Consider the following 24,124-nt stretch of genomic DNA (forward strand, 5'->3'; position numbering starts at 1 on the left):
TTACTTAAAAATTAAAATCGAATAATATACCACCATAAAAATTCCATTCTTTACCATAAGTAACATTTTCACCTAAAATTTTCCTGGAATATTTATCAAATGAATAAGCAGCATTGAAGAATAAACTTGTCGGGAATAAATAAAATGAATTCATTTTTATTCTCAATTCTATACCAGCTCCTTTCTTGAAATTTTTAATCGAAGGAATTTTACCATTCCATGCATTCCCAAGATCTCCATATACTGACATATAAATTTTATCAATGTAAAGGTGTCCAATTCTTTTATCGATATTTTTAAATAATGGGAATCGATAAGTTAAATTAATCCATCCAAGTTCATTCCCGCTAATCGAATAAAATGGATAACTTTTCATTCCAATTAATCCACCAAGATAAAAATCAAAAAAGTCTGGAACAGTTGGTCCCAAGATTGTTCCAGCTCTCAATTGTGCTGTAAGTGTATGATCTTTTAATATTTCTATATATTCTTTCCAGTTAAGTTCGATTCGATGAAAATTAAAATTATCATAGACTGGTTTTAAAATCCCATCTTCAACATTATACTTACCATCAGGATTATATCGATTAAATTCATAATCATATTTTAATTCAATTTTTCTACCCACAGGGTTTATATCCGAATCAATTGTAGGTTTAATTGCTTCGTGAACATATTTGACTTGAAAATCTTTTCCAATAAAATAAGTATCATTTGTTGTTGGATACAACAATGTAGAATTCGGAAAAATAAAACTACTAAGAGTTGCAGTATAGCTGCTAAATATAAATCTAAATTCAAGATTATTTCCTTCTGTAATAATTTTATGTCGTAAAAAGAAATCACTTTCAAACAAATTATAAGTTACATCTGTACGTGTATTGTAAGAAGCATCGAGCGAATCAAAGATTATCAAAGTATTAGCTTTTCTACTTACGCTATAAAGTTCAACGCCAGCTTCTGGTCTTAAACCTAACTTAAAAAGGATTGGTAGTTTATCTCTATACTCAAAAGATAAAAATAAATCTCGCTCAAAAAGTTTGTTTATTGCTCCCCCTGCAAAAAAGCTGAATCTATTTAAGTAATCACTCGATGCTATGTAAATGCCAGGTTTAATTCTATCAATTGCATTATTTGATGTTGTATAATTATCATAACGAATAAATGGAATTATACTAACACGAGAAAAATAACCTGAATATTTTTTTGATTCTGCATTCAATAATTTTGTATCATCATAGTTTATTAGATGATAAATTTTATCTTTATCTAAATCACCTTTTGGTTGATCTTTGGAAAGAGGAGGATTATTTCTCCAGACATATTTTTTTGATTCATCAACTTTTTTCTGATCTTCTTTTGATAAATAAAAAATCTTAAATCCATCAGATGTATAACCTGAATAAACAATATTTCCTGAGTTATCTATTGCTGGTTGAAAAGCTCCACCTACAACATTAGTAATTCGATGAATTTCTTTTGTAGACAAATTCATTTTGTATAAGTTAAAGATTCCAGTTTCATCAGATGAAAATATTAAATTCCCTTCGTTATCAAATACAGCATCTCGATTATCGTAACCATTGTGAATTAATATCGAAAAATCAGATCCATCAATATTAACTTTTGCAATTTCTCTTGTGTTTTTTAATGAATAGCCAAAAACGATAAAACTACCATCTGGAGAAAATTTTGGATTATAAACCTGTTCGCCACTATTAAACAATGTGAGTTGTTTAAAACCTTTCCCATCAATATTAACAATACCTATATTGGTTGTTCCATCTCTTTGAAATAAGAAAACAATTTTTTCCCCATCAGGAGAAACACTGGGATTGTTTGCTCTTAATCCAAAAGTAAGTCTTTTACTTTTACCAGTATTCATATCATAGACATATAAATCATGAATATTATTCCATCTTGGATTATCGTCACTCAACTTTGCATATACTAATTTATTCTCACCAGGAATTTTAGATATAGTAGAACGAACCTGAGGCACAAGTAATTTTTCTTTTTTTGTTTTCAGATCAAGCAAATAAATTGAGGAGAGGCCAAAGTAGTCGTTTTCTTTGTTTGATATGTATGCAATTTTAGTATTATCAATAAAAACAGGATAAAAATTACCGAAACCAACAGGAGTAATAATTTCTCCTTCAATTTTATTATTAATTACATCTGCTATTCTATCACGATAATCTTTTTTAATAAATTCTGTCCATTCATTATACAAATCTTCGCCAGTAATACCTAAAACATCTTTAATTGCAGCATCAATAGTAAAGTTAGAAAGTTTACCAAGAAGACGAGAAATTTTTTGAATTTTGTCTTCACCATATTTTTGTGAGATATAACGTACAAGTGCAAATCCAGAATTATAGACTGATTCGTTTCCTAAACTTGTTTTATCAAAAACTCCCATTTGGTTCCAGGTTAGCAACTTATTATCGAGTGCATAACATCTCAAAATCATATCGCGATGAGTATCCCAGTCATCATAACCAAATTCTTTTCTCATATATTGTGCAGTTCCTTCTGCAAACCAGGCCGGTACATTTACTGTAGCAATTGGATACGAAGCAATAAAATTAGGAAATCCATAGAGTATATCAGGCCTTCTTTTTTTCTCATAATTCATAAATTGAAAATAAATTGCAGGAATTTTTCTACCTAATTTCATTGCTGATTGTATTTGTACCATATGAGTAAACTCATGAGATATTACATTTCGAAGCCAGTTATGAGTGCCTCTTAAATCAAAATCGAGTGCAGAAGCCCATATTTCAATTTTATTATCAAAGAAATATGTAGCTCCATTCGAATAATCATCTATATCTTTAATTACAAAATGAACTGGTTCTGGTTCATATTCATAAAGAGAAGTAATTGGTTCCCATACTTCTTCTGCAATTTTTAAAACAGTTTTTGCTGTTCTTTCTGCTTCTGGATGATAATGTACAAATACATGCTCACCTTTAATTGTTAACCATTCATATTCCGGTTCGTATTCATTAAATTGTGCATAAATAAGAATAGGTATAAAAAGTATTGTGTATAAAAATTTTTTCATCTGTAATTATGATTTGTGTTAGATTATTTGACCACTGCGATTTTTATAACTCTACTTGCAAATTTTCCTGAAGACGATTTGACTTCAATGTTTGCATAATAAATACCACTCGATACATTTTTAACATTCCATTTAATTTCGTTATCATAACCACCATTTGCAAAACCACTCAGTTCATCAACTAAATCTCCTGCTAAATCAAATATCCTTACCTTAAATTCTGAATTTTCTAAAACATAAAAACGAATAAATGTTTCATCGTTATAAACTGGATTTGGCCAGTTATAAACTTTTTCTTCCGGGAAAAATCTATTATCGTTCGAATTAATTTTTGAATACTCCATAGATGAATTGTTAGTTGAATTTGAGAATTCACTATTCCAGCTTTTAGATTTTAAACTATTAGCCAATCCTATTATCCATTGAATCATATATTTTTTTTTATCAATTAAAATAATTGATTGTAATGATATTGGTGACATTGAGAGAGGTAAAAAATCAAATATCACTGGTGTAGCAACTATTTCACTACCTATAGAAATGGGAAAAGGATCAATAACTTTTCCAGTCTCAGAATTAAAGACATAAAGATTTCCCTTTTTTGAAACAGTAACAATATCAATAATTCCATCGCTATTTAAATCTGTAGTTAATGGTACAAATAAAAAATCTTCTCCATTCGGCTCGGTAATAGGATAATTATCTAATAGTACTCCATTTAGATTGTATGCTTCTATTCGATTACCATTAGTAATTAATATTGTCCCTTCTCCATTTTGTGAATTTCCAAACAATGAAAAAGAATTAATTTGTTTTTCTGAATTAATGGTAAATTCCTTACTAACAATTCCATTATTAATTACATAAAAATGATTCTGTTCTGATAAAACAATATTCGTAATAGTTGAATTTGTCTGGTCATTAAGTAGTGCTATTCTCAATGGTTTATATGGCAACACTAATTTAAAATTATCTGAATCATAAAAAGCTGAACTGGTAATTAATGAAAAATAATTTTTATTATTAATCAATGGTTTACTGATTTGAAGAATTTCTTCATCTGCGATATTAATAACTTCATATTTTATTTCTTTATCACTTTGCAATGATTGGATATAAATTTTTAATATCGAACCATTAGAAGTACCTGCATATGCAACAGGTTGATTATCTTCAATTGAAATTAAAATTGGAGAGGTTATTTCAATCGATAAGTCAATACTTTTAAAAAATTCGTCCGTAAGATTTTTTATCAAATAATTTAATTTATTCCCAGATGAACCAAAGATATAATCGTATCCATTATAATTGATTGATGCAATACTTTTCTGACTGAAATTATCATATTTATTTAAAAGTTCCCCATTTCGAGTAAATACAATTAAATCATTTCCATTTAGAATATAATAGTAATTATAATTTCCAGCTGGAACGCTTAAAGCCTTTATGTTAGATAAATCAATAAAATTAGAATACACGGGCTTTACAAAATTATCTCCAAATTTAATTTCAAAAGACATTTTGTTATCGGAAGCAGAAAAATTTTCGATAGTAATTAAACTGTGAGCTCCACTGTTTGATTTTGTATCTGGTTTTGTATCAGGTCCAAATTTGTTTTTATATAATTTTGCTTTATTGCCCGCAAACCAGAAATCTTCTTCACTACCAATTCCATAAAAATCTCCAAGAATCGAAGTAAAATGTTCACCAATATCTTGAATTCCATCAGCTTCTTCTACATCTACACCTCTGTTTTTAATATCAGCATTAATTTGATTTATAGAAATTTTTTCATTAATTATTTTTTCATCGATATGCCATATCACGATCCCATTACCAGGCAAAGCCCAGTCAAATTCGTCAACATCCACAACTACACCAGCCAATGTGTCAACGTTACTAAAATTAAATCTTGGTTTATCTTTATCAACATGAAATGTGTGAATAGTATTTCCAATTTTATAAGTTACATTCACACCATCTTTATTTACATCACGCTGTCTATTTTCTATTAAATAATATTCAGTAGAATTTATAGGGATTTTAACAACAGTTGTATCGTTTAGTTGAGCAGCCAGTTGAGCAACTAAATTTATTTTTTTATCAACTTTATCAATTACAACAGGTTGTATCCAGCCAAGATAAATTTTTTCCCAAGCAGAAGGTTCAGGTGGAAAAATTCCATTGAATGCAAATAAAGCATTCCCATCCATTAAACCAAATCTATCAATAGCAGTAACACCAGTTTTTGTATCAAATAAATCTGGTAATCCTAAATAACTTGCAATGTTACCAACTATTAAACCATTAATCGACATTTGAAATAAAATCTTTTCTCCGAATGATTCTATTTCTTTTGATTCTGTTGTAGGAAGTATAATTGTGTTTTTAATTAAATAATTACTGGTTTTAAATCCATTAAAATTATTTCCCAGAATTGATTTTAATTTTTCTTCGCTCAAATAAACAGAAGGCAAATCTCTTTCAATTCCCAATCTTCCATTGGGATAATATGCACTTCCTACACCAGCGTGAAAGATTGTAAATAGATCATACTTTGAAAAATCAAAATCTGCATAAATAGAATCAGCTTTATGCCAGACTTCCTGAGCAAATTTTGCAAGATTCGATAAATCATCTAAGTTATTTGGTGGTGGAGAATAATTTCTCATAATTTGAGAAACAGTAACTATTTCAGGTAATACAGTATATGAAATATTTAATTTGCCCTTAGAAACTTTTTTAAAATAATTCTTGGCAAACTCGAGATGATTTTCAAAATATCTTACATCGTGTGGATATGGATCTAAGATTGTATCACCATAATCCTTTGAATAAATTGAACCAAATTTTCCGTTACCAAAAGTATTTGGATCATTATCTTCTTTGAACTCAACAAGAACTGCAAGAATTCTCAATGTATCCGATGAATTAAGAAACTTTGCTTTACCAGAAAAATTATTTGTCGTAAGATTAAAAGATTGGGCAGATAAGCTGCCCAATCCTATTAAAAAAGAAAATAAAATTATTTTTTTCATAGGGAATTAAATTCCTCGAGGAAATCCTAATTGTTTTTGTGGGACAGCACCCCAGCCAATTAATAAAGTAAATCTCAAGGTATTATTGAGTGGATGATTTTCACCATTCTTAAATACATCGGTTGTTAAATAACTAAAATCAAAGCCATAAAGATCATATCGAATACCCGCACCAAGAGTTACAAACTTTCTATTTCCAAAAGCTGGATCTTCATAGAAAAATCCAGCACGTAAAGCAAACATAAAATCACCAGGCTGACCATACCAGTATTCTAATCCAGCAGATGTGTTGATATCACGAATTTCTTCACCTAATGATTGATCTGCCCAGGCAGTAAATATTGCTTCGTAAAAATCTTTTCTCTTTTTCTTAACAGTATTTGTAGTATCAACCTGACCTCTGAAAGCTTGACCTTTATCAACAAGCAACTTACTAAAATCAAGAGTAAGAGTTAATGAATTAAAATCATCCTGGAATAACCTTGTTGCCAATCCAAGTCGAAAGTTAGTTGGAATAGGATCTGCTTGAGCTTGATCTATATAATAAATTTTTGGACCAATATTACTGAGATTTATACCAAGACTAAAACGATTTCCCATATCACCTATAAAAGGTAAGTTAAGATGTTCGGGACGCCACATAGTTCCAATATCAAAACTAACAGTAGTAGCAACACCTTTCCCCTGTTCGGCTTCTGTTGGTTTATCTGCAAGGCGGCTATGAATTAATCTAAAATTTAAACCCAAACCCCAATCATTACTTAATTTTGTAGCATAACCTACAGTCAAAGCTGCATCATAAGATCTAAAAGTACCTACAGGCTCAGGTGAATTTGAAAGTGTACGAACAAATTCTCCATAGTTCATATAAGTAATACTTGCAGTAATGCTACCACTTATATCTTCGATATATTTACGAAAAGTAGCATAGTCATAAAATAAATCAAGATGAAATTCTGGTAACCAATTGCTATGAGTAAAACTAACTTCAGCTCCTGTTAAGAAAGCAATTCCTGCAGGATTCCAGAAGATTGCAGCAGAATTATCAGCTAAACCTGTCCCTGATTCACCAATTCCACCTGCTCTTGAATCTGGTGCAATCAATAAAAATGGTAAAGCAGCTTCACCTTGTGCTTTGATGTTTCCATAACTCCAAATCATTAATAACGATATCATCAACATCAATATTCTTTTCATTCTTGCCTCCTGATTAAATATATTTTGTAAAATATTAACTAAAAAATTTTTCTGACTTAAAATATAAAATTTATTTATCTGATAATTGCCAGTTTCCCAAGTGCACTACTCTTAAATTTGCCATCTTCAGATTCTACAATTACTTTGTAAAGATATGTTCCATTTGCAATTAAATTACCATCTTCGTCCCTGCCATCCCAATCAATTCTTACAAATTTATCGTTTATATTTCTTTCTTCTATTTCTTTTATTAATCTTCCTGCAACTGTATAAATTTTTATTTTAACATTAATTGGAGCTGCAATATTCTGCTGAAATGTAAAAGTTGTATTCGAAGAAAAAGGATTAGGGAAATTATAAATATCTCGAATACTTAATCCAGTTTCTGGAGATAAAACAGTAAAATAAGCTTCTTCGGAAGAAAAATTATTAAACACATCCCAGGCTTTAATTTTAATTTTATAATCACCTGGCTGAAATGAAGTAAATTTGTATTTTATCACGCCTGATTTACCAGCCGAGTTCAAATCTCCAATAAAATAATTTGTAAAATCAATAGCATTGTTTTCATCATCGTTGATTATTCCTTCAAGTTTGTGTCCAATTCCAGTTCCTGTTGTATTAATTCCTGTTTGATCTTTAAGTTTTACTATCAAAGTAAAATCTGGATTGACAAGGTAGGAATTATCATAATTCTCATCATCAAAAAAGATCTCAATTTCTGGTCCCTTACCATCATTAATTGCATAAGGATTAGTTCCTCCAACAATTATATTGCTTGTATATCCAATTCCATCAACTTCGTCATTAAAAATATATGCCGTTATTTTACCATTTTTATTTTCATAAGAAATATCTTTAGGTACAACAAACTCAGTTTGAAATTTCCCGTCATTAACTGTAGTTCTTCCTCGATAGATTAATCCACCAGGCATAGTTACTGTATAATTCATTTCAGTAAATTCAATTTGTCTATCTGAATCATAGACACTTATAATTGCTTCACCATTATAATTCATTGGTTCATTCTTAGAATTTCTTACAGTCCCTTCAATTCTTACTTCGCCAAGTGCATTAATTTGAACATAAGTATTTAATGATTTCCCATTAATTGAATCTATTGAAGTATTTAAAACAGGTTCATCCAGTCTAATCGTAGGATCACAAAATAGATGAAATTTCTCATCGTTCATTTGTGTACGTATTTGTTTGGTCAGGAAGTATGCTATTCCAATTCTAACTGGTAATTTATTCTCATCAACACGAGTGAAAAGATTAGTATAAAATGTATTATTAATTTCAGCATTTTGATCTGCATAAACAACCCTTGCAGCAGTAAAAGCTCCAATTGCACCACTATTTGGCATTGCAATCATAATTTCAGTAGAACTCTGTTCATTTGGATCATCATATTTACCAAAGTCGCAAGTAGCAGCTGTTAAAAAGAAATAATTTTTATTTTTTAATTGTGGTATAGTGGATACTTTTTCAAATACATATTCATGAGCCCATGTATTTGGATTACCATGACCAATCCAGTTCAAAATCAATGTACCATTATTTACAGAATTTATAATTGCTTTATTAACATCAGGTTTTCTTCTACCCAAACCAGTGTAAACTGTTGGATAAGCTGCCAGATATATTTTATTATGATAAAAATATTTTGGAATAATATTTAATGATAGATACTCAGATTGTCTTGTATGCATATCACCATCATCCCTTCCAACTGCCTGTGGTCCATCATCTGCTACAAGTGTTATTGTAGATCGCCAAATACCTTTTTCGAGGTTATTTTCGTATTCAATAATTTTGTTGATTACAGCATCTGCCTCGCTTTCTGATTGGACAGGTAATCTACCCATTACTAAATCTGCCTTTTTATCATTCCCGGATACACGAGCATAATAATCATCAGAAACATAAGATGCTATCTCATCAAGCGATTCAACAGTTTGATAAGTTGGGACAAAGTTTTTATCTGTTGATTCTTTTATTGTATTAAGATAATCATAATCGCCATCTCCAAACAACAATACATATAAAGGTTTAGTTTGCCAGTTATCATAAGCATATTTAAGAAAATTTCTAATTGCAGTTGGATCTAACATTCCACCAGCAAATTCATTCATAATATCATCCACATAAAAAGCTGATGTATTTATTTTATTTGGTGATTGAGTCATTCGATAATTTACATATCTTTCAACTTGATTGCGGAAATATTTATTCGAAATAACAATTAGTTCACTCCCTGAAATATTACTTTTCACATCCACAGTTGTTATACTTGTTCCATTTTGTGGTGTTTTAAATACACTTGGATTTACTGCAATATATTTTGATACTTTGTTTGCTGTCTCACTGGCTTGAAATTTTATTTCCCCGCCACTTATTGTAGCTCCATCAATTAATTTAACATCCCAGCTATCAGTTACATCAAAAACTAAAATATTACTATTAGAAAAATTTGTTATTCTATATTCAATTATACTTGAAGTATCTTTTGAAAAGAATAATAAATAATCTCCAACAGCTTCTAATTTTCTTTTATATTCAATTTCAAAATAATCAAGATAAACTTTCACACCACTTGAAGTTGTTCCCAGAGTAAATTTAAGATTGCTTCTTTCGTCTGCAAGATTTCCTTCATAAGAAGCAATCCCTGCATCTGCTCTTCCATAATAATAATCATATATTCTTGGAATCATTCCATTATAAATAATTTTATTACTCTCACTTACAGTATAAAAGACATTTGCTGTAGATGTATTTATCAATCTAAAATTATAATTAATTTTCGAGTTAGGTAATATTCCATTTAATGTGGTTAAGTAATTTCGACTATTTCTTGTACCGCTAAATTCGTCACCAAAATATTCTCTACCAGAAGGACCAACTTTTATGCTATCTTTATCATAACTTTTATATGATAAAGTAAATTGCTGTTGATAAGCATTGGGGATGCTCAATGAATTTTTTTTACTAATTCTTTTTCCGTTTGTCTTACCAAAAGTTAACCAGTAATAACTTTTTTTTGTATATGGATGCTTAACTCTAACAATCTTTCTCATTGAAGAATTATATTCCCATGCTTCTGTATTTCTTCCATAAAATAAAATGTAATCTGATTGATCAAATTTACCATCGTTCTCACCTTCTATAAAAATAGCAATTTCATTAAATCCAATATTACTTTGATTCATATAGTTTTCTGGTAAAGCATAACCACAAATACTAAAAATCTGTATTGTTCTTGGATCTACTGAATTAACATCAATCCCTAAACTCTGAAGAAAATTTCTGTCAATTTTATAGATTCCTTCTTCTAACACTTCGAAACGATACCATTGACCACTGCCAAGTATAGGTCCTGCAGTTTTATAAAACTTTTTAGGCAATCCCCAATATTTAGCTACATCCCAGTTTAAAACTGCATATCTAAGAAAATCATCTTTTATTAATTCTCTGTTTTCAGTTAGTTTATTAAAATCGATGCTTACAACAATTTTCCTGTAAACTCTTGTAACTTTTTTCTGGTAATCTATTTGAATTGGATAAATAATTAAACTTTGCACAGGAAGATTTCTAATTAATCCATACTCACCAAATGTTACTAATTCATTTTCTAAAGTAAAATTTTTGTAATTATTTATTAGTGAAATTGCTGAATCTTTTTTAGAAATATATATACCATCAAACTCTGTAAATTCTGCTGAAATAATTTTTATAGAATTTCCAAATTCAGAAGGGACACCAATGTTTACTTCTCTTACTGGTAATTCAATACCCTGATCTAACTTAGATAAATAAGTATGAGGAATTGTGATGTTTATAAATTTTTCATTATTTATTTGAAAGAAATTAGTATCAGATATTACTGGAGTATATTCAAATATTAGTGAAGAGGTACTTGAAGAAAGAATTCTAATATCCTGAGAAAAAGCCACAGTATTTAAAACACAAAAGAGAAATATTATAGAGAATTTTTTTTTCATCACAATTAACTTAGTATTTAATAACATTTAATAATAAACAAAATTGTTCAACAGCAGTAAAAAAATTCTCTATAATATCTCTCCGCAAATTTTGAGACCAAATTTAGAGAAAATAAACACTACTTGTCAAGTAAAACATTCAATAAGCAGTTTATAAGCCTAATTTATCTTTAATCTTTTTCATTGCATTAATACAGAATTGAATATGTTCTTCGAGAGGGATTCCCAGTTCTTGAGCTCCTTTGATAATATCTTCTCTGCTAACTGCACGAGCAAAAGCCTTATCTTTCATTTTTTTGATAACAGATTTAACTTCAACTTCATCTATAGTTTTCGAAGGTCTTACATAAGCAACAGCAGTTAAAAATCCTGCTAATTCATCACATGCAAATAAAACTTTTTTAAGCAATGTATTGCGAGGAATATTAGTATATTCTGCATGTGACATAATTGATTCAATAAATTCTTTTTCAAAACCAAGTTGACTTAATATTTCAGCACCTTTATAAGGATGCTCTTCTGCAGTTGGATATTTTTCGTAATCAAAGTCATGCAACAAAGCTACATTGCCCCAATATTCAACATCTTCACCAAATTTTTCTGCATATGCACGTACACATGATTCAACTGCCAGAGCATGTTTAATTAATGCTTCGCTTTTTGTGTATTCTTTTAATAATGATAAACAATAATCTCGATTATGCATTTGATCGTTATTCATAAAATTAATTTAATTAGTTGTTAGTTTACATGAAGGACAATATTTACAAATTACACACTGTTCGCATTTAGGTCTACGAGCAATACAAACTTTTCTTCCATGTAGTATTAAAAGATTTGAAGAAGCAATCCAGTATTTTTCAGGGAGTAACTCTCTTAATCTTAGTTCAATTTTAAGTGGATCTGATGTATTAACAAAACCCAGTAAATTTGTTAATCTTGTTACATGTGTATCTACTGCAATTGAAGGAATATTAAATGCATTACCTGCTACTACAGATGCAGTTTTTCTGCCAACTCCTGGTAGTTTACAAAGTTCTTCAAAGTTATCAGGAACTTTACCATTATATTTATCTACAAGTGCAGTACAACATTTTATTATGCTTTTAGCTTTTTGTTTATAAAAGCCAGTTGAATAAATATCTTTTTCTAACTCTTCGGGAGGAATTGATAAAAAGTCCTGTGGTTTCTTATATTTTTTAAATAAATCTTTTGTGACCAAATTTACTCTTTCATCAGTACATTGTGCAGAAAGAATTGTAGCAATTAATAATTGAAATGGATTAGAATAATTAAGTGCTGTTTTAGGTTCTGGATATTCTTTTAATAGAATATTGATAATTTTAGCAATACGTTTTTTATCTTCTGCAAGATTATTCATAATAATGAAAATAATTGGTAGCGCATACGGGATTCGAACCCGTGATCTCCGCCTTGAGAGGGCGGCGTCCTAAGCCACTAGACGAATGCGCCATTTATTAAAAAACAAATTAAATAATTTTATTCTCTTTTAGCCAACGATATCCTTCTACCGTCTTAAAATATTTTTCTCTCCGCATTGCTTCTTTTCTTGTTTCATACATTTCATAATAATGTATTTCATATGGCATATGACCCTTCGTATACCGTATCTTCCCTGCATTGTGGTACTTTATTCTTTTCTGTAGATTATTGGTCGAACCGTAATAATAAGTCCCGTCTTTTTTACTCTTTAATATATATGCATAAAACATTTTACAAGTCTCTTATTACCAAGCGCATACGGGATTCTTCCATTGGAATCCCTTTGGGAGAACCCGTGATCTCCGTCCCGACATTGTCGGAGCGGCGTCCTAAGCCACTAGACGAATGCGCCATAAAAAACTTAATTACATTAAGATATTGTTTTATTCTACCACAAAGTTTAAAAAAATTCAACAACAATTTTGATTTAATATTTACAATTCAAAAATAGAATTACAAATCTCTAATATCAATTATAAAAAAATTTTATAATCCCATTTCTTCCAGCAATGCTGAGATTTTATTTACATCTTCTTCATCTAATTGATAATCATCTGCATTAATATTTTCAAGTACCTGCTGACTATTTCTAGCTCCAACAATTGCTGCAGTTACTGCTTTATTTCTTAGAACCCATGCAACAGCAAGATTTCCTACTGTTTTATTTGCTTTTGCAGCAATTGGTCTAAGTTTTTCTACAAATTCGAGTGCTTTTGAAAGAAATGGTTCCTGGAACATTCTATTTTTTCTTCGCCAATCGTCTTCTGCAACTTTACTCATATCAAATTTACCTGTAAGTAAACCAGCTTGCATTGGGCTATAAACAACAACTCCAATTTCATTTTTCAAACAATAAGGTAATATTTCTTTTTCGATATCTCTACGCAATAAACTATATGGTGGCTGAAGCGATTGTACATGTTTAATTTTCATACATCTTTCAAGTAAAGGTACATCAAAATTACAAACACCAATATATCTTACTTTACCTTCCTCCTGTAATTGAATCATAGTTCCCCAAGAATCTTCAACAGGAGTATTTGGATCAGGCCAGTGAAATTGATATAAATCGATATAGTCTGTTTGTAATCTTCTCAAACTATCTTCAATTTCTTTTCTAATACTATCTGGTTTTAAGTTTACAACTGCATTACCTTTACCATCGTTGATCATTCCACATTTTGTTGCAATAAATACTTCTTCACGAATTCCTTTTATTGCTTTCCCAACAACTTCTTCCGAATGACCAAATCCATAAACGGCAGCAGTATCTATCCAGTTAATTCCTTTATCTAATGCTGTATGAATTGCTTTTATAGATTCCTCATCATCCACTTTTCCCCAACCGTATTGCCATGGACCTCCAATAGCCCATGCACCAAAACCAATAGTAGTAATAAAAGGACCATTTTTACCTAATTGACGTGTATTCATATTATCTCCAGAAATTTTTTAACAAACAAAATAGAAGGCTTTTTGATTTGTAAGTAAATAGATTTTTTAATTGCTGCCCCGCCAGGGCTCGAACCTGGAGACTTCTGATCCAGAGTCAGACGTGTTGCCAATTACACCACGGGGCAAATTTTGTATTACAAAATTAACTAAGTTTATTTAACGAACCAAAATCTCTCAATTGATTTTTTATATCATAGTGAATTACTTAATTATATTTATATTAACTGGGTTATCGTTTACATCCCATATTTTTGAATTAGAAGAATCGACAATTTTAATTCTTAATTGTGTAGATGGTAATGTTACTTTTACTGAACCAAATACAAAATCCCAACCATAAGCACCAGTAGAAGGATAATTTGTTACAATTGGATACCAAGTACCTTCTGCACCATTTTGTATACTGTAATAAATATTCACATTTCCAGATATTGCATAGCTTGTCCATGTAATTAACATTGGCCAGTGTTCAGATGGTTTTGGATCTGTCATTTCATCTTGAGTCAAATAAAAGTATTGACCACCATTTGGATATTCAATTCTAATTTTTCTACTTGAATGAATTGAGAAATAATCATCAGATTCATCTAAAGCTGTTATGCCTGGATCTGCTGAAGAGATTCTAATTTTACAATTATCAGAACTATCAGGTTTAACTTGATCCTGATGACCTGGAGCCCATACAAATATTCCATCATTTTCTGTACTCGAAGCACCAGGAACAACATACCAAGAACCACCACCATTAGTGGACCATTCTATTTTTACTTTTTGAATATTATTAGCATTCCATCTAATTTCATATGGATGATAATTTTGCACATCCGATGTTGGAACTCCGGCTTTACTTACGAGCCATTGTTCTCCACCATTAGGTACTAATATTTTTATTGTAGGAGCAGGTTTAACTTTAAATACACCATCAGAATAATCCATAGGTGAACTATCCACAGCATCACTAATTCTAATTACATAATTATCCGATACAATTGAAAAGCTTGCTTCGTATGAACGAATTCCATTTCCTTCGTCAACTCCTGCTACACTATCAACCAATACTTTCCAATCATAATCATTGGTAGAGTTATATGGATTAAATTCGATCTTAACAAATTCAATTCCTGTTGATTTCCACTTTATTTTGAATTTCTCACCAGATATTATTTCAACTCCAGAATATGGATATACCACTTCAATTGTTTGACTCGGTTGAATTGTAAATGTACCATTACTTTCATCAGAAGGCTCATTATCCTCAGCATCTCTTACTCTAACTTTACATTGAGTAGAATTAACTGCAGGTACTGGATTCCATTCATATGAACCTGAACTTGAAATATTTTGTGCTATTGGTATCCAGCTTAAACCATTATTAACTGTATACTCAATATTAACATTATTTATTCCTTTTGAATCCCATGTTATATTTTTTGAAGTTCCAGCTTGCCATACTTCTCCACCATTTGGTGATATTACTCTTATCGATTGGATTACAAGATTTGAAATCTGGAAATTATTATCAGACAAATCATAAGGTATTCCATCATCCGCATCGCTAATCTTTATTTTGCATTGATTTGAATTTATATTTGGTATATCTCTCCATATATATGAACCTGTACTCGGTATACCATTTACAATTGTTGTCCAGCTACCTCCTCCATCTGTTGTATACTCTATTTTAACATTTTTTATATTCTCTGATTCCCACCTAATTTCTTCAGGTGTTCCATAATGCCAGCTTTCACCTCCATTGGGTTCCAATACTTTAACTCTTGGTTCAGGCTCGATTACAAAGAAATTATCACTTTCATCAGATGGGAATCCATCCGATGCATCACTAATTCTTATCTTACAATTTGTCGATGCAGTATTTGGAATTATTGACCAATTATAAAATCCTGTGCTTGATGTACTATTTACAATTGTATTCCATGAAATTCCATTGTTTGTTGTATATTCAATTTTAACATCATTTATTCCTGCTGCCTCCCACTTTATACTGTATGATGAACCTGCTATTAAACTTTCTCCTCCATTTGGACTGGTAACTTTAATTAATTGATTCCCTTTATTAATTATTGTAAATACTTCATCTGAAACATCTGCTGGAATTCCATCATCTGCATCACTAATTCTCACTTTGCATAGCAACGAACTCACATTTGGTATTGAACTCCAGCTATAAACTCCATCACTTTCTGTTCTACTTACAATTGTATTCCACACTGCTCCATTATTAGTTGTATATTCTATTTTTACATATTCAATATTTGTAGATGTCCATTTTATATTATCACTTGAACCAGCATACCATTCTTCATTTCCATTTGGTGTTAATACTGTTATTCTGGGTTCTGGTAGAACTGTAAATGTTCCATCACTTTCATCAATGGGTGAGCCTTTTTCGTAATCGAAAATCCTTATTTTATATTGATTTGATGGAGTTGTAAAACTTGTAACATACATCCCATTAGAAGGTGTCTTATCTACAATTTTATCCCAGGTGATTCCATTATTTGCAGAAACCATTATAGTAACATTTTCTACTCCAATTGATTCCCATTTTATTGTATCAACCACCCCAGCTACCCAGTTTTCTCCACCATTAGGATATATAACTTTAATTTCTGGTTTCGGAACTATCTTAAATACTTTTTCACTTTGTGCCACTGGTTCGCCATCTTCTGCATCACTAATTCTAACAAGGCATTGTGTAGATAATGTATTTGGGACGTTCCATTCATATGCTCCTGAATTTGTTAGATTATTTACAATTTCATTCCAGGTTAAACCATTATTTGATGAATATTCTATTTTAACTTTTTTTATACCAACAGAAGACCAGGAAATACTTTGCGAAGTTCCAGCCTGCCAGGTTTCTCCACCATTTGGACTAATAATTCTTATTACCTGTGTAAGTTGAGTTGTTATTTCAAAAGTATTATCGGAAACATCCCAGGGTTCGCCATCTTTAGCATCATAAACTCTTATTTTACATAATTTTGAATTTACATTTGGGACTTCTTTCCATTCATAGAAACCAATACTTGGATAAGATTCAACTATAGTATTCCAGTTATAGCCATTATTTGTAGTGTATGCAATTTTTACATTCTCAATATTTTCTGATTCCCACTCAATTTTTTGTGATGAGCCTGCAAGCCAGACCTCATTACCATTAGGCATTTTTACAGCTATTTTAGGTTCTGGTAAAATATTAAATGGTTTTTCACTTTCTGCCGAAGGGATTCCATCTTTTGCATCTTTGATTCTAACTTTAGCTAATGTTGAAGGTGTATTTGGAATTGGTTCCCAATAATATATTCCTGTATTTTTTCTATCGACTGCAATTAAATTCCAGTGATTCCCATTATCAGTAGTATACTCTATTACAACTGAATCAATTCCAGTACTAAACCATTTAATTTCTTTTGAACTACCTGCTTCCCATTCTTCGCCACCATTTGGAGATGTAATTTTCAAACTTTCATTTGTACTTCTTATAATACTAAATACATCATCACTTTCATCTGCCGTAGTTCCATCAACTGTTGCAACTCTAATTTTGCACTGTGTTGATATTATACTTGGAACAGGAAACCACATATAAATGCCGAGATTTTTCAAACTGTCAGCAATCATAGTCCAGTTTAAGCCATTATCTACTGAATATAAAATTTTAATAAGTGAATTGGTTTTCCCGCTCCATTTTATTTCAAAAGAACTTCCTTCTATAATTGATTCGCCTCCGTTAGGGGATAAAACTTTTAATTGGGTAGTAACATCCTGCCCATCTGGTCCTGTAAGATCACCTTCCTCTTTTAACTTACAGGAAGAAAGAACTACTATTATAGCAATTAATATAAATATGATTTGTTTCATCTTCCCCTCGGCTATAATTCCACATTGATTTAATTAAATTTAATAAATAAACTTATTTTAATTAAGAAAAATCTTGCATAATTTGTGCCTGTAATCAATTATATATTTTCATAATTCATAATCGAATATTAATTTTTATTTTTTAATAACAAAATAAAAAATGACAAATAAATTACTTTATAGATTCCCGATGAACAATTTATCCAAAATCAGGGGAATAACTTATTACATGTTAATTTTACTTATAGCTAACCTTATTTCCTTAAATGTAAAAATTTATGCTCAATCTTTTTCGCTTCTAAAACAAATTGGATCTTTTACTTCTGCTATATCTTTTAGTATTAATCCAGCAGGCTTTATTTATGTAACAGATGCTTCAACAAATGAAATAATTAAATTAGATACTCTTGGCAATATTCTAAAAACAATCGGTGGCTATGGTTTTGACAATAATTCATTTGACTTCCCGATTGATATTTTCTCAACGACTTTAAATGTTTATATTGCAGATAAGTACAACGATAGAATACAAATCTTTGATAAAGATCTAAACTATATCTCTTCACTTTCTTCTAATTCATTCGATAATGAACTTTACAAATTTAGATATCCAGTTGGAGTAGTAGTATCAAATCAAGGTGATATTTTTTTAATAGATTCCGATAATTCAAGAATACTGAAATTTACATCGGCTGGAAATTTTCTTATTGAAATAGGTAGTAATGAATTTGGAGAATATGCTCTTAAGAATCCCAAAACTTTTGCAATAACAGATAATAAAATTCTGGTTATTGATGATAATTTACTTTTAATATATGATATATTTGGGAATGGAATTTCAAAATTACAACTGAAAGAAAAGCCTAATAATATTAATGCAACAAACTGGGGAGTAACATTTTGTAGCGATAATAAAATCTATTACTCTTTAATTACAAATAACTTTATTGATTTTGACTTTAAAACATTCAATCCCCTGCTTGAAGAACTTATTACTGACTGTTTAATTTTTAAAAACAATCTATATATACTTACCCCAAAAACTATTTATGTATTTCAATTAATAAACGATTAATAATAATTTGAAATTAACTATTAGACTGATATTATTTTTAATCACACTTATATGGTGCATTGGATTTTTATATGAATGTTTAATTAGATTTTTCCCATTCCTAATTTCTTATTATCCATTTATTAAAAAAACTTATTCTTTAGTATGCCATCAGGATTCTAAAAAATTAATTGAGCTTAGTTGCGGCAATTTACTCGTATGTTCAAGATGTACTGGAATTTATGCAGGATCACTAATCATTTCATTTGTTTTGCTTTTTACAAAAAAGATTCCTTCTGTTAATAAAAGATATTTTTATTTAGCATTAATTCTATTAGTTACAGATGCACTATCAACAACAATTCATTTGTACAATTATTCCAGAACTTTAGCTTTTTTTACAGGTCTATTTTTTGGTTCAATTCTATTTTTATATTTTTACAAAAGTTTGATAAATCTTTTTAGTGAATCTATTAACAAATGAAAAAATATCTTTCCTCATTCGTAGCAGGATTTGGAGCTGGAGTATTACAGGTCGTACCTTTCATAAAAAGTTTTACCTGTTGTTTAATAATACCAATAGCATCATATGTTGCCATTCTATTAGATAGGAAAGCAACAAAAAATTTTGGTATTGTACGTACCAAGCACGCTTTTATGATTGGCTTAATGACTGGTATTTATGCAGCATTGTTTGGGACAATGTTTGACATAATCATTACTTTCATCACAAAGAATAATGATATTGTTGAAATGCTTCCCGAGTTGCAGAGAATGATTAATAATTTCCCTTTTGATGAAAATGTAAAAACTCAGGTAATAAGTTTATTACAAATTGTTAGAGATGAAATTATTCAATATGGATTTTCTTTTATTTACACTCTTTCTATAATAATCAATAATTTTATCATAAATACAATTTTTGGTATTATTGGCGGTTTAATAAGTGCACAAATAATAAACAGTAGAATAAAATGATCTCAGCAATAATTTTAGCAGCACATCTAATTTTTATTACTTATATATTCACAAAAAAATGGCAGGAAGAATCTTTAAGTGCTGGTTTGATCAATGTGGCTTTAATAATCATTCTTTTTTCTGTAGGCTGGTCAATTAGTACAACTGTTGTTAAAATATTTTTTGACGAAAAAGGTTTAGGCATACATTTTAATGCAGATACAATTTCGCTTACATTACTTTCAATTGCAGAATTCTTTTTCTATCGCTTTTATTATAAAGATGAATCTATTGAAGACGATAAGGAAATGTAATAATTGCTGTTTGTTCAACTTGTTTAGCATTAGGTGGTAGTGGCTCAAATCTCCATTGTCTTAAAGAATTGATAGCAGCCATTTCTAAACGTGCATCTGCTTTTATTAAAGGAAATATTTTTCCAACTGTTCCATCAGGTAAAATAGTAAACTTTAATTTAACATCAATTTCTTTTGATACTCCTTCTGGATATTCTGGTAAAATGTAACTATAAATTTTGCGTATCCCTTTACCACCAAAATCAAGTTCAAAACCAAATCCTCCAATTCCTTGACCTGAGTTTTCTGTACCTCCGGATTTTTGTTGATTATTATTTAGCGATCTTATTTTTTCTTTAGCTAAATCTTTTTGATTTTTCTTATCAGTTTTTGTTATTACGTTTTCTTCATCATATGTTCGAGCTTTTGGTAATTCAACTTTTTGTTGTTCGTCTTTTTTTAATGGTTCTTGTTTTGGTTGTTGCTGAAGTGTTCCAATATCCTGCCCCGGTGGACCAGAAGTTCCAGCACTTATTCCACTTCCAAAACCAATTGTAACGTATTCCTCTTCACCCAATCCAGTAGAAAAATTAATAAATGCAAAAACCACGATTAGTATTGCATGTAGAATTATTGAAATAATATATGAAATATTTCTTGGATTTTTATTCATATCAGAATGTTTCTTTTTCTGTTTCTATTGTAAATCTATCGATACCAATACCTTTAGCTGCATCAATTACTCGAATTATTAAATCGATTTTTACAGATTTATCTGCTCGTATTATTAAATTATTTTCTCTGGTTGTTCGTTTTGTTAATTCAAGTTTACCAGCAAGTTTATCAATACCGATTTCTTCACTACCTAAAAATATTCTACCCTGTTCAGTTATTGTAACAATCATTTTAGCCGGAGCAATTTGTTCATTATTCTTAGCACCGGGTAATTTAACCTTTACCCCTGTTTGAATAACAAATTGAGAAGTTAGTAAGAAAAATATTAAAAGTAACATTACAATATCAGTTAAAGAAGAATAAGCAAAAATACTTAATGGTTTATTTGATGTTTCAAATTTCATTATAAACTCCTATAAATTAATTTCTTCCTCATCTTCTTCGGTGCTACCATGTTTAGATGTATCATCCAGAACATCTATAATATCATTTGTAATAAGTTCGATATCCATTACTAATTTGTTTATAGCATTAACAAAATAATTATAAAACGCCAGTGCAGGAATTCCAACAATTAAACCAAATGCTGTTGTTATTAATGCTTCCCAAATACCTCCAGCTAAATCAGCTGGACTCACTGAACCTTGAAGTTCCTGTATTTTCATAAATGCATTTATCATACCGGTAACTGTGCCCAAAAAACCAAGTAATGGAGCTATGCCCGAAATAGTTGCTAAAGTAGAAAGTCCTTTTTCGAGCTTACCAATTTCTTGTCTCCCTGCACTCTCTATAGCTTCTACGACTCTTTGATGTCCAAATCTAAATTTCCTGAGTCCCTTTCGAACAATATTTGAAACTGGAGTTCTTTCTTGCATACAAAAATTTATAGCACCTTCAATATCTTTCTTCTTTAATAATGTTCTAATTTTAATCAGAAAAGCTGGCACATTTATTTTTGCTTTTCGAAGAACTATAAATTTTTCAATTACTACAGCTACAGCAATTATTGAGCAAAGAAGGATAAAATACATTACCCATCCGCCTTTAAGAAAAATTGAGAGTAAATCCATAGTTACCTTCCGTTTTATTAATAATTATTTTTAGAAGAAAATTCTTTTGCTTCGTCAAGTGATTTAAATGAACCAATTCTAACACGATACCATATGCCACCTTTTTCAGGAAGATTAGCTATTAAAACAAAAGCATCGTAACCTTCGTTGCGTAATCTTTTAACTTCTTGTTCTGCTTTTAATCTGTTTCTCCAGGAAGAAACCTGTACATTATAACTCTTACCATCAAAATAGATATTCTTATTTATTCTGGTATCATTTAATATATTTCTGTATAAACTTTTGTCTGTAGTTTCTAATATTTCTGATGTATACGTCGAAACTTCCTGTTCATTTTTTTTAGTAGATGGTAAAACTGGAACTCTTGGGAAATCGTTCTCTTCAGGTACTACAATTTCTGTTTTAGATAAATCCGTTTCTGGTAATGCAGTAACTAATTCTTCTGATTTATTTGAGCTATCAACATTTTGTTTAGATGTTATTAAAGAATTATTTGCATTTTTATTTGGTAAAAATAGATAAACAATTAAACCACTCAATATTACAAAAGATAAAAACAAAATTATAAATGTTTTACCAAAGTAGTTTTCTTTGTTACCATACTCACGTGAATAATATCTTTTCTCTTCTTCTTCATCAAAAGTTCGATGAGTAATTTTATCTAAGTGTTTATCTTCATTTTCTACTTCAACAAATTCATATTTAGTTCGATTAATTGGTTTTTCTGAATCTGATATTTCTTTTGTTACTTTTTCTATTTCCTTTTTAATAGTACTTTCTAATTCTTCAAATAGTTTCGATGATACTGGTCTTGTTGTCTTTAATATATCATCAACTTTTTCGTTTTCAATCTCTTTTCTTTTAAAATCTACTGGTTCTTTCATCAATTTTTTATCAGAATAATATTCATTAGAATAAGATTCAAGTTCTTCTCGAAGTTCATCTCCCCAATTCCACTCAATTTTTTGTGGAGTTTTCTTTTTCAGGCCAAGATAAGAATCAATAATTTCATCATAATCAGATTTAGGTTTTCTATCATCGTCGATTACATCATGATTTGTGTTTATTGAATTGATTTCAGAATCATAAAATATTTCATCATCAATTGTCTTTCTGTGTTTACCGAGTTCAATTTCTATTTCATTATTCTCAGTATCATCACTTGTTTCTTTACTGGATACTTCCTGCGAAATCGATTTTTCATCTTCACTTTTGTTATCAAACTTATAATCCTGTAGTAAATCTGTAGGTGTTAATTCTAAATTTTCATCTTTACTTTCATCTATTTTTTCTGTTACAGAATTGCTCCTTTCATCTTCAAGAATACTCTTTGTAATACTTTCTGCCAGGATATCTTCTTTTACTTCAGTTAATTTTTCTTCAAACTGTAGATCCGATGTAAGTTCAGAAAGTTTTTCTTGAGTTGATATTTCTGGTTCACTTTCGGAATGTTTCTCATATTCTTCAATTAAATTCAATCCTGGAATATTCTCTGCTTCCGAAATAATTTCTTCTACTCTTTCTTCTATAGATTTTCTTAAAGATAAAAATGAAGCTTCAATATTATTATCAACTTTTTCTTCTAAAGGGATATAAGGTTTTCCCACTCCTATACTAAATATATCTTCTAAATTTTCATCATTATTTTTAAATGATAAACTATCAGGAACTTCAAGCTCTATGTAGGTATTTTTTACATCAGTAAAATAATTCTCTTGCAATGGTATATAAATAATTTCTGGTTTATGCTGTTGTGTGCTTTTTTTTAATTGAAAGAAACCAATGCCAGGTATTTTAATAGTCAGTTCATTAGTTAATAGACTTGCTATTCTGGAAATAAAAATTTCATATGCTAATTCCTTCTCAGAAACAGAAACACCCAATGCTTCAGCTATTTTTGTTTGCAAATCACTAATAGTCATCTTC

The 24,124-nt window shown here is 29.9% G+C and carries 17 protein-coding genes, 2 tRNA genes and 1 pseudogene; 4 read left to right on the top strand and 16 right to left on the bottom strand.

Features of this window, described 5'->3' with window-relative positions:
* Positions 1 to 4: 4 nt before the first annotated feature.
* The 12 genes and pseudogenes from VJY38_RS02075 to VJY38_RS02130 all read right to left on the bottom strand — a co-directional run bounded on the left by VJY38_RS02075 (position 5) and on the right by VJY38_RS02130 (position 18,149).
* Complete coding sequence (locus tag VJY38_RS02075) at positions 5 to 3,070, bottom strand: TolB family protein (RefSeq protein WP_353679009.1); 3,066 nt, start codon at positions 3,068 to 3,070, stop codon at positions 5 to 7.
* Between the two features lie 23 nt (positions 3,071 to 3,093).
* A complete protein-coding gene (locus VJY38_RS02080; RefSeq protein ID WP_353679010.1) occupies positions 3,094 to 6,108 on the bottom strand; it encodes a T9SS-dependent M6-like inactivated metalloprotease in 3,015 nt (1,004 codons plus the stop codon).
* Positions 6,109 to 6,114: 6 nt separating this feature from the next.
* Positions 6,115 to 7,305, bottom strand: coding sequence for a type IX secretion system outer membrane channel protein PorV (gene porV, locus VJY38_RS02085; RefSeq protein ID WP_353679011.1), 1,191 nt, complete (start codon positions 7,303 to 7,305; stop codon positions 6,115 to 6,117).
* A 74-nt stretch (positions 7,306 to 7,379) separates the two neighbouring features.
* Complete coding sequence (gene porU, locus VJY38_RS02090; protein ID WP_353679012.1) at positions 7,380 to 11,306, bottom strand: type IX secretion system sortase PorU; 3,927 nt, start codon at positions 11,304 to 11,306, stop codon at positions 7,380 to 7,382.
* A 151-nt stretch (positions 11,307 to 11,457) separates the two neighbouring features.
* Positions 11,458 to 12,027, bottom strand: coding sequence for an HDIG domain-containing metalloprotein (locus tag VJY38_RS02095; RefSeq protein WP_353679013.1), 570 nt, complete (start codon positions 12,025 to 12,027; stop codon positions 11,458 to 11,460).
* 9 nt (positions 12,028 to 12,036) lie between these two features.
* The gene (gene nth / locus VJY38_RS02100) at positions 12,037 to 12,687 is read right to left on the bottom strand and encodes an endonuclease III (protein ID WP_353679014.1); all 651 of its coding nucleotides are present in this window, start codon (positions 12,685 to 12,687) and stop codon (positions 12,037 to 12,039) included.
* 15 nt (positions 12,688 to 12,702) lie between these two features.
* Positions 12,703 to 12,779: transfer RNA gene (locus VJY38_RS02105), tRNA-Glu, on the bottom strand.
* A 17-nt stretch (positions 12,780 to 12,796) separates the two neighbouring features.
* On the bottom strand, positions 12,797 to 13,039 hold the full coding sequence (locus tag VJY38_RS02110) for a GIY-YIG nuclease family protein (protein ID WP_353679015.1): 243 nt from the start codon (positions 13,037 to 13,039) through the stop codon (positions 12,797 to 12,799).
* A 20-nt stretch (positions 13,040 to 13,059) separates the two neighbouring features.
* Positions 13,060 to 13,161 (bottom strand): annotated as a pseudogene (locus VJY38_RS02115).
* 134 nt (positions 13,162 to 13,295) lie between these two features.
* Complete coding sequence (locus tag VJY38_RS02120; protein ID WP_353679016.1) at positions 13,296 to 14,243, bottom strand: aldo/keto reductase; 948 nt, start codon at positions 14,241 to 14,243, stop codon at positions 13,296 to 13,298.
* Positions 14,244 to 14,316: 73 nt separating this feature from the next.
* Positions 14,317 to 14,389 (bottom strand) — tRNA-Gln (locus tag VJY38_RS02125).
* Between the two features lie 76 nt (positions 14,390 to 14,465).
* Positions 14,466 to 18,149 (bottom strand): hypothetical protein, encoded by a 3,684-nt coding sequence (locus VJY38_RS02130; RefSeq protein WP_353679017.1) that lies wholly within the window; start codon positions 18,147 to 18,149, stop codon positions 14,466 to 14,468.
* A 160-nt stretch (positions 18,150 to 18,309) separates the two neighbouring features.
* Here VJY38_RS02130 and VJY38_RS02135 point away from each other — a divergent pair, with 160 nt between their 5' ends.
* From VJY38_RS02135 to VJY38_RS02150, 4 genes are read left to right on the top strand one after another with little or no spacing between them, the layout of a single operon-like run.
* Positions 18,310 to 19,224, top strand: coding sequence for an NHL repeat-containing protein (locus VJY38_RS02135; RefSeq protein ID WP_353679018.1), 915 nt, complete (start codon positions 18,310 to 18,312; stop codon positions 19,222 to 19,224).
* A 7-nt stretch (positions 19,225 to 19,231) separates the two neighbouring features.
* The gene (locus VJY38_RS02140) at positions 19,232 to 19,687 is read left to right on the top strand and encodes a DUF2085 domain-containing protein (RefSeq protein WP_353679019.1); all 456 of its coding nucleotides are present in this window, start codon (positions 19,232 to 19,234) and stop codon (positions 19,685 to 19,687) included.
* Positions 19,684 to 20,181: a hypothetical protein gene (locus VJY38_RS02145; RefSeq protein ID WP_353679020.1), complete on the top strand. Its 498-nt coding sequence runs from the start codon at positions 19,684 to 19,686 to the stop codon at positions 20,179 to 20,181. Before VJY38_RS02140 ends, VJY38_RS02145 begins: the two co-directional genes overlap by 4 nt.
* Positions 20,178 to 20,474: a hypothetical protein gene (locus tag VJY38_RS02150; protein ID WP_353679021.1), complete on the top strand. Its 297-nt coding sequence runs from the start codon at positions 20,178 to 20,180 to the stop codon at positions 20,472 to 20,474. The genes VJY38_RS02145 and VJY38_RS02150 overlap by 4 nt, the downstream gene beginning before the upstream one ends.
* On the opposite strand, the gene VJY38_RS02155 is transcribed toward VJY38_RS02150, so the two are convergent.
* Genes VJY38_RS02155 through VJY38_RS02170 form a run of 4 tightly spaced genes read right to left on the bottom strand, consistent with a single transcriptional unit; the run spans position 20,449 to position 24,120 of the window.
* Complete coding sequence (locus VJY38_RS02155; protein WP_353679022.1) at positions 20,449 to 21,126, bottom strand: energy transducer TonB; 678 nt, start codon at positions 21,124 to 21,126, stop codon at positions 20,449 to 20,451. The two genes, VJY38_RS02150 and VJY38_RS02155, sit on opposite strands and share 26 nt — an antisense overlap.
* A gap of 1 nt (position 21,127) precedes the next feature.
* Complete coding sequence (locus VJY38_RS02160) at positions 21,128 to 21,532, bottom strand: ExbD/TolR family protein (RefSeq protein WP_353679023.1); 405 nt, start codon at positions 21,530 to 21,532, stop codon at positions 21,128 to 21,130.
* A gap of 9 nt (positions 21,533 to 21,541) precedes the next feature.
* Positions 21,542 to 22,198: a MotA/TolQ/ExbB proton channel family protein gene (locus VJY38_RS02165; protein WP_353679024.1), complete on the bottom strand. Its 657-nt coding sequence runs from the start codon at positions 22,196 to 22,198 to the stop codon at positions 21,542 to 21,544.
* 17 nt (positions 22,199 to 22,215) lie between these two features.
* A complete protein-coding gene (locus VJY38_RS02170; protein ID WP_353679025.1) occupies positions 22,216 to 24,120 on the bottom strand; it encodes an SPOR domain-containing protein in 1,905 nt (634 codons plus the stop codon).
* Positions 24,121 to 24,124 lie beyond the last annotated feature (4 nt).

Origin of the sequence: Rosettibacter firmus, from assembly GCF_036860695.1 — a bacterium.
In the GTDB taxonomy this organism is placed as follows: Bacteria; Bacteroidota; Ignavibacteria; order Ignavibacteriales; family Melioribacteraceae; genus Rosettibacter; species Rosettibacter firmus.

What these genes read in the sequence shown, in the direction of transcription:
- VJY38_RS02075 (WP_353679009.1), bottom strand. Translation starts at nt 3,070, where the DNA reads ATGAAAAAATTTTTATACACAATACTTTTTATACCTATTCTTATTTAT.
- VJY38_RS02080 (WP_353679010.1), bottom strand. Translation starts at nt 6,108, where the DNA reads ATGAAAAAAATAATTTTATTTTCTTTTTTAATAGGATTGGGCAGCTTA.
- porV (WP_353679011.1), bottom strand. Translation starts at nt 7,305, where the DNA reads ATGAAAAGAATATTGATGTTGATGATATCGTTATTAATGATTTGGAGT.
- porU (WP_353679012.1), bottom strand. Translation starts at nt 11,306, where the DNA reads ATGAAAAAAAAATTCTCTATAATATTTCTCTTTTGTGTTTTAAATACT.
- VJY38_RS02095 (WP_353679013.1), bottom strand. Translation starts at nt 12,027, where the DNA reads ATGAATAACGATCAAATGCATAATCGAGATTATTGTTTATCATTATTA.
- nth (WP_353679014.1), bottom strand. Translation starts at nt 12,687, where the DNA reads ATGAATAATCTTGCAGAAGATAAAAAACGTATTGCTAAAATTATCAAT.
- VJY38_RS02110 (WP_353679015.1), bottom strand. Translation starts at nt 13,039, where the DNA reads ATGTTTTATGCATATATATTAAAGAGTAAAAAAGACGGGACTTATTAT.
- VJY38_RS02120 (WP_353679016.1), bottom strand. Translation starts at nt 14,243, where the DNA reads ATGAATACACGTCAATTAGGTAAAAATGGTCCTTTTATTACTACTATT.
- VJY38_RS02130 (WP_353679017.1), bottom strand. Translation starts at nt 18,149, where the DNA reads ATGAAACAAATCATATTTATATTAATTGCTATAATAGTAGTTCTTTCT.
- VJY38_RS02135 (WP_353679018.1), top strand. Translation starts at nt 18,310, where the DNA reads ATGACAAATAAATTACTTTATAGATTCCCGATGAACAATTTATCCAAA.
- VJY38_RS02145 (WP_353679020.1), top strand. Translation starts at nt 19,684, where the DNA reads ATGAAAAAATATCTTTCCTCATTCGTAGCAGGATTTGGAGCTGGAGTA.
- VJY38_RS02150 (WP_353679021.1), top strand. Translation starts at nt 20,178, where the DNA reads ATGATCTCAGCAATAATTTTAGCAGCACATCTAATTTTTATTACTTAT.
- VJY38_RS02155 (WP_353679022.1), bottom strand. Translation starts at nt 21,126, where the DNA reads ATGAATAAAAATCCAAGAAATATTTCATATATTATTTCAATAATTCTA.
- VJY38_RS02160 (WP_353679023.1), bottom strand. Translation starts at nt 21,532, where the DNA reads ATGAAATTTGAAACATCAAATAAACCATTAAGTATTTTTGCTTATTCT.
- VJY38_RS02165 (WP_353679024.1), bottom strand. Translation starts at nt 22,198, where the DNA reads ATGGATTTACTCTCAATTTTTCTTAAAGGCGGATGGGTAATGTATTTT.
- VJY38_RS02170 (WP_353679025.1), bottom strand. Translation starts at nt 24,120, where the DNA reads ATGACTATTAGTGATTTGCAAACAAAAATAGCTGAAGCATTGGGTGTT.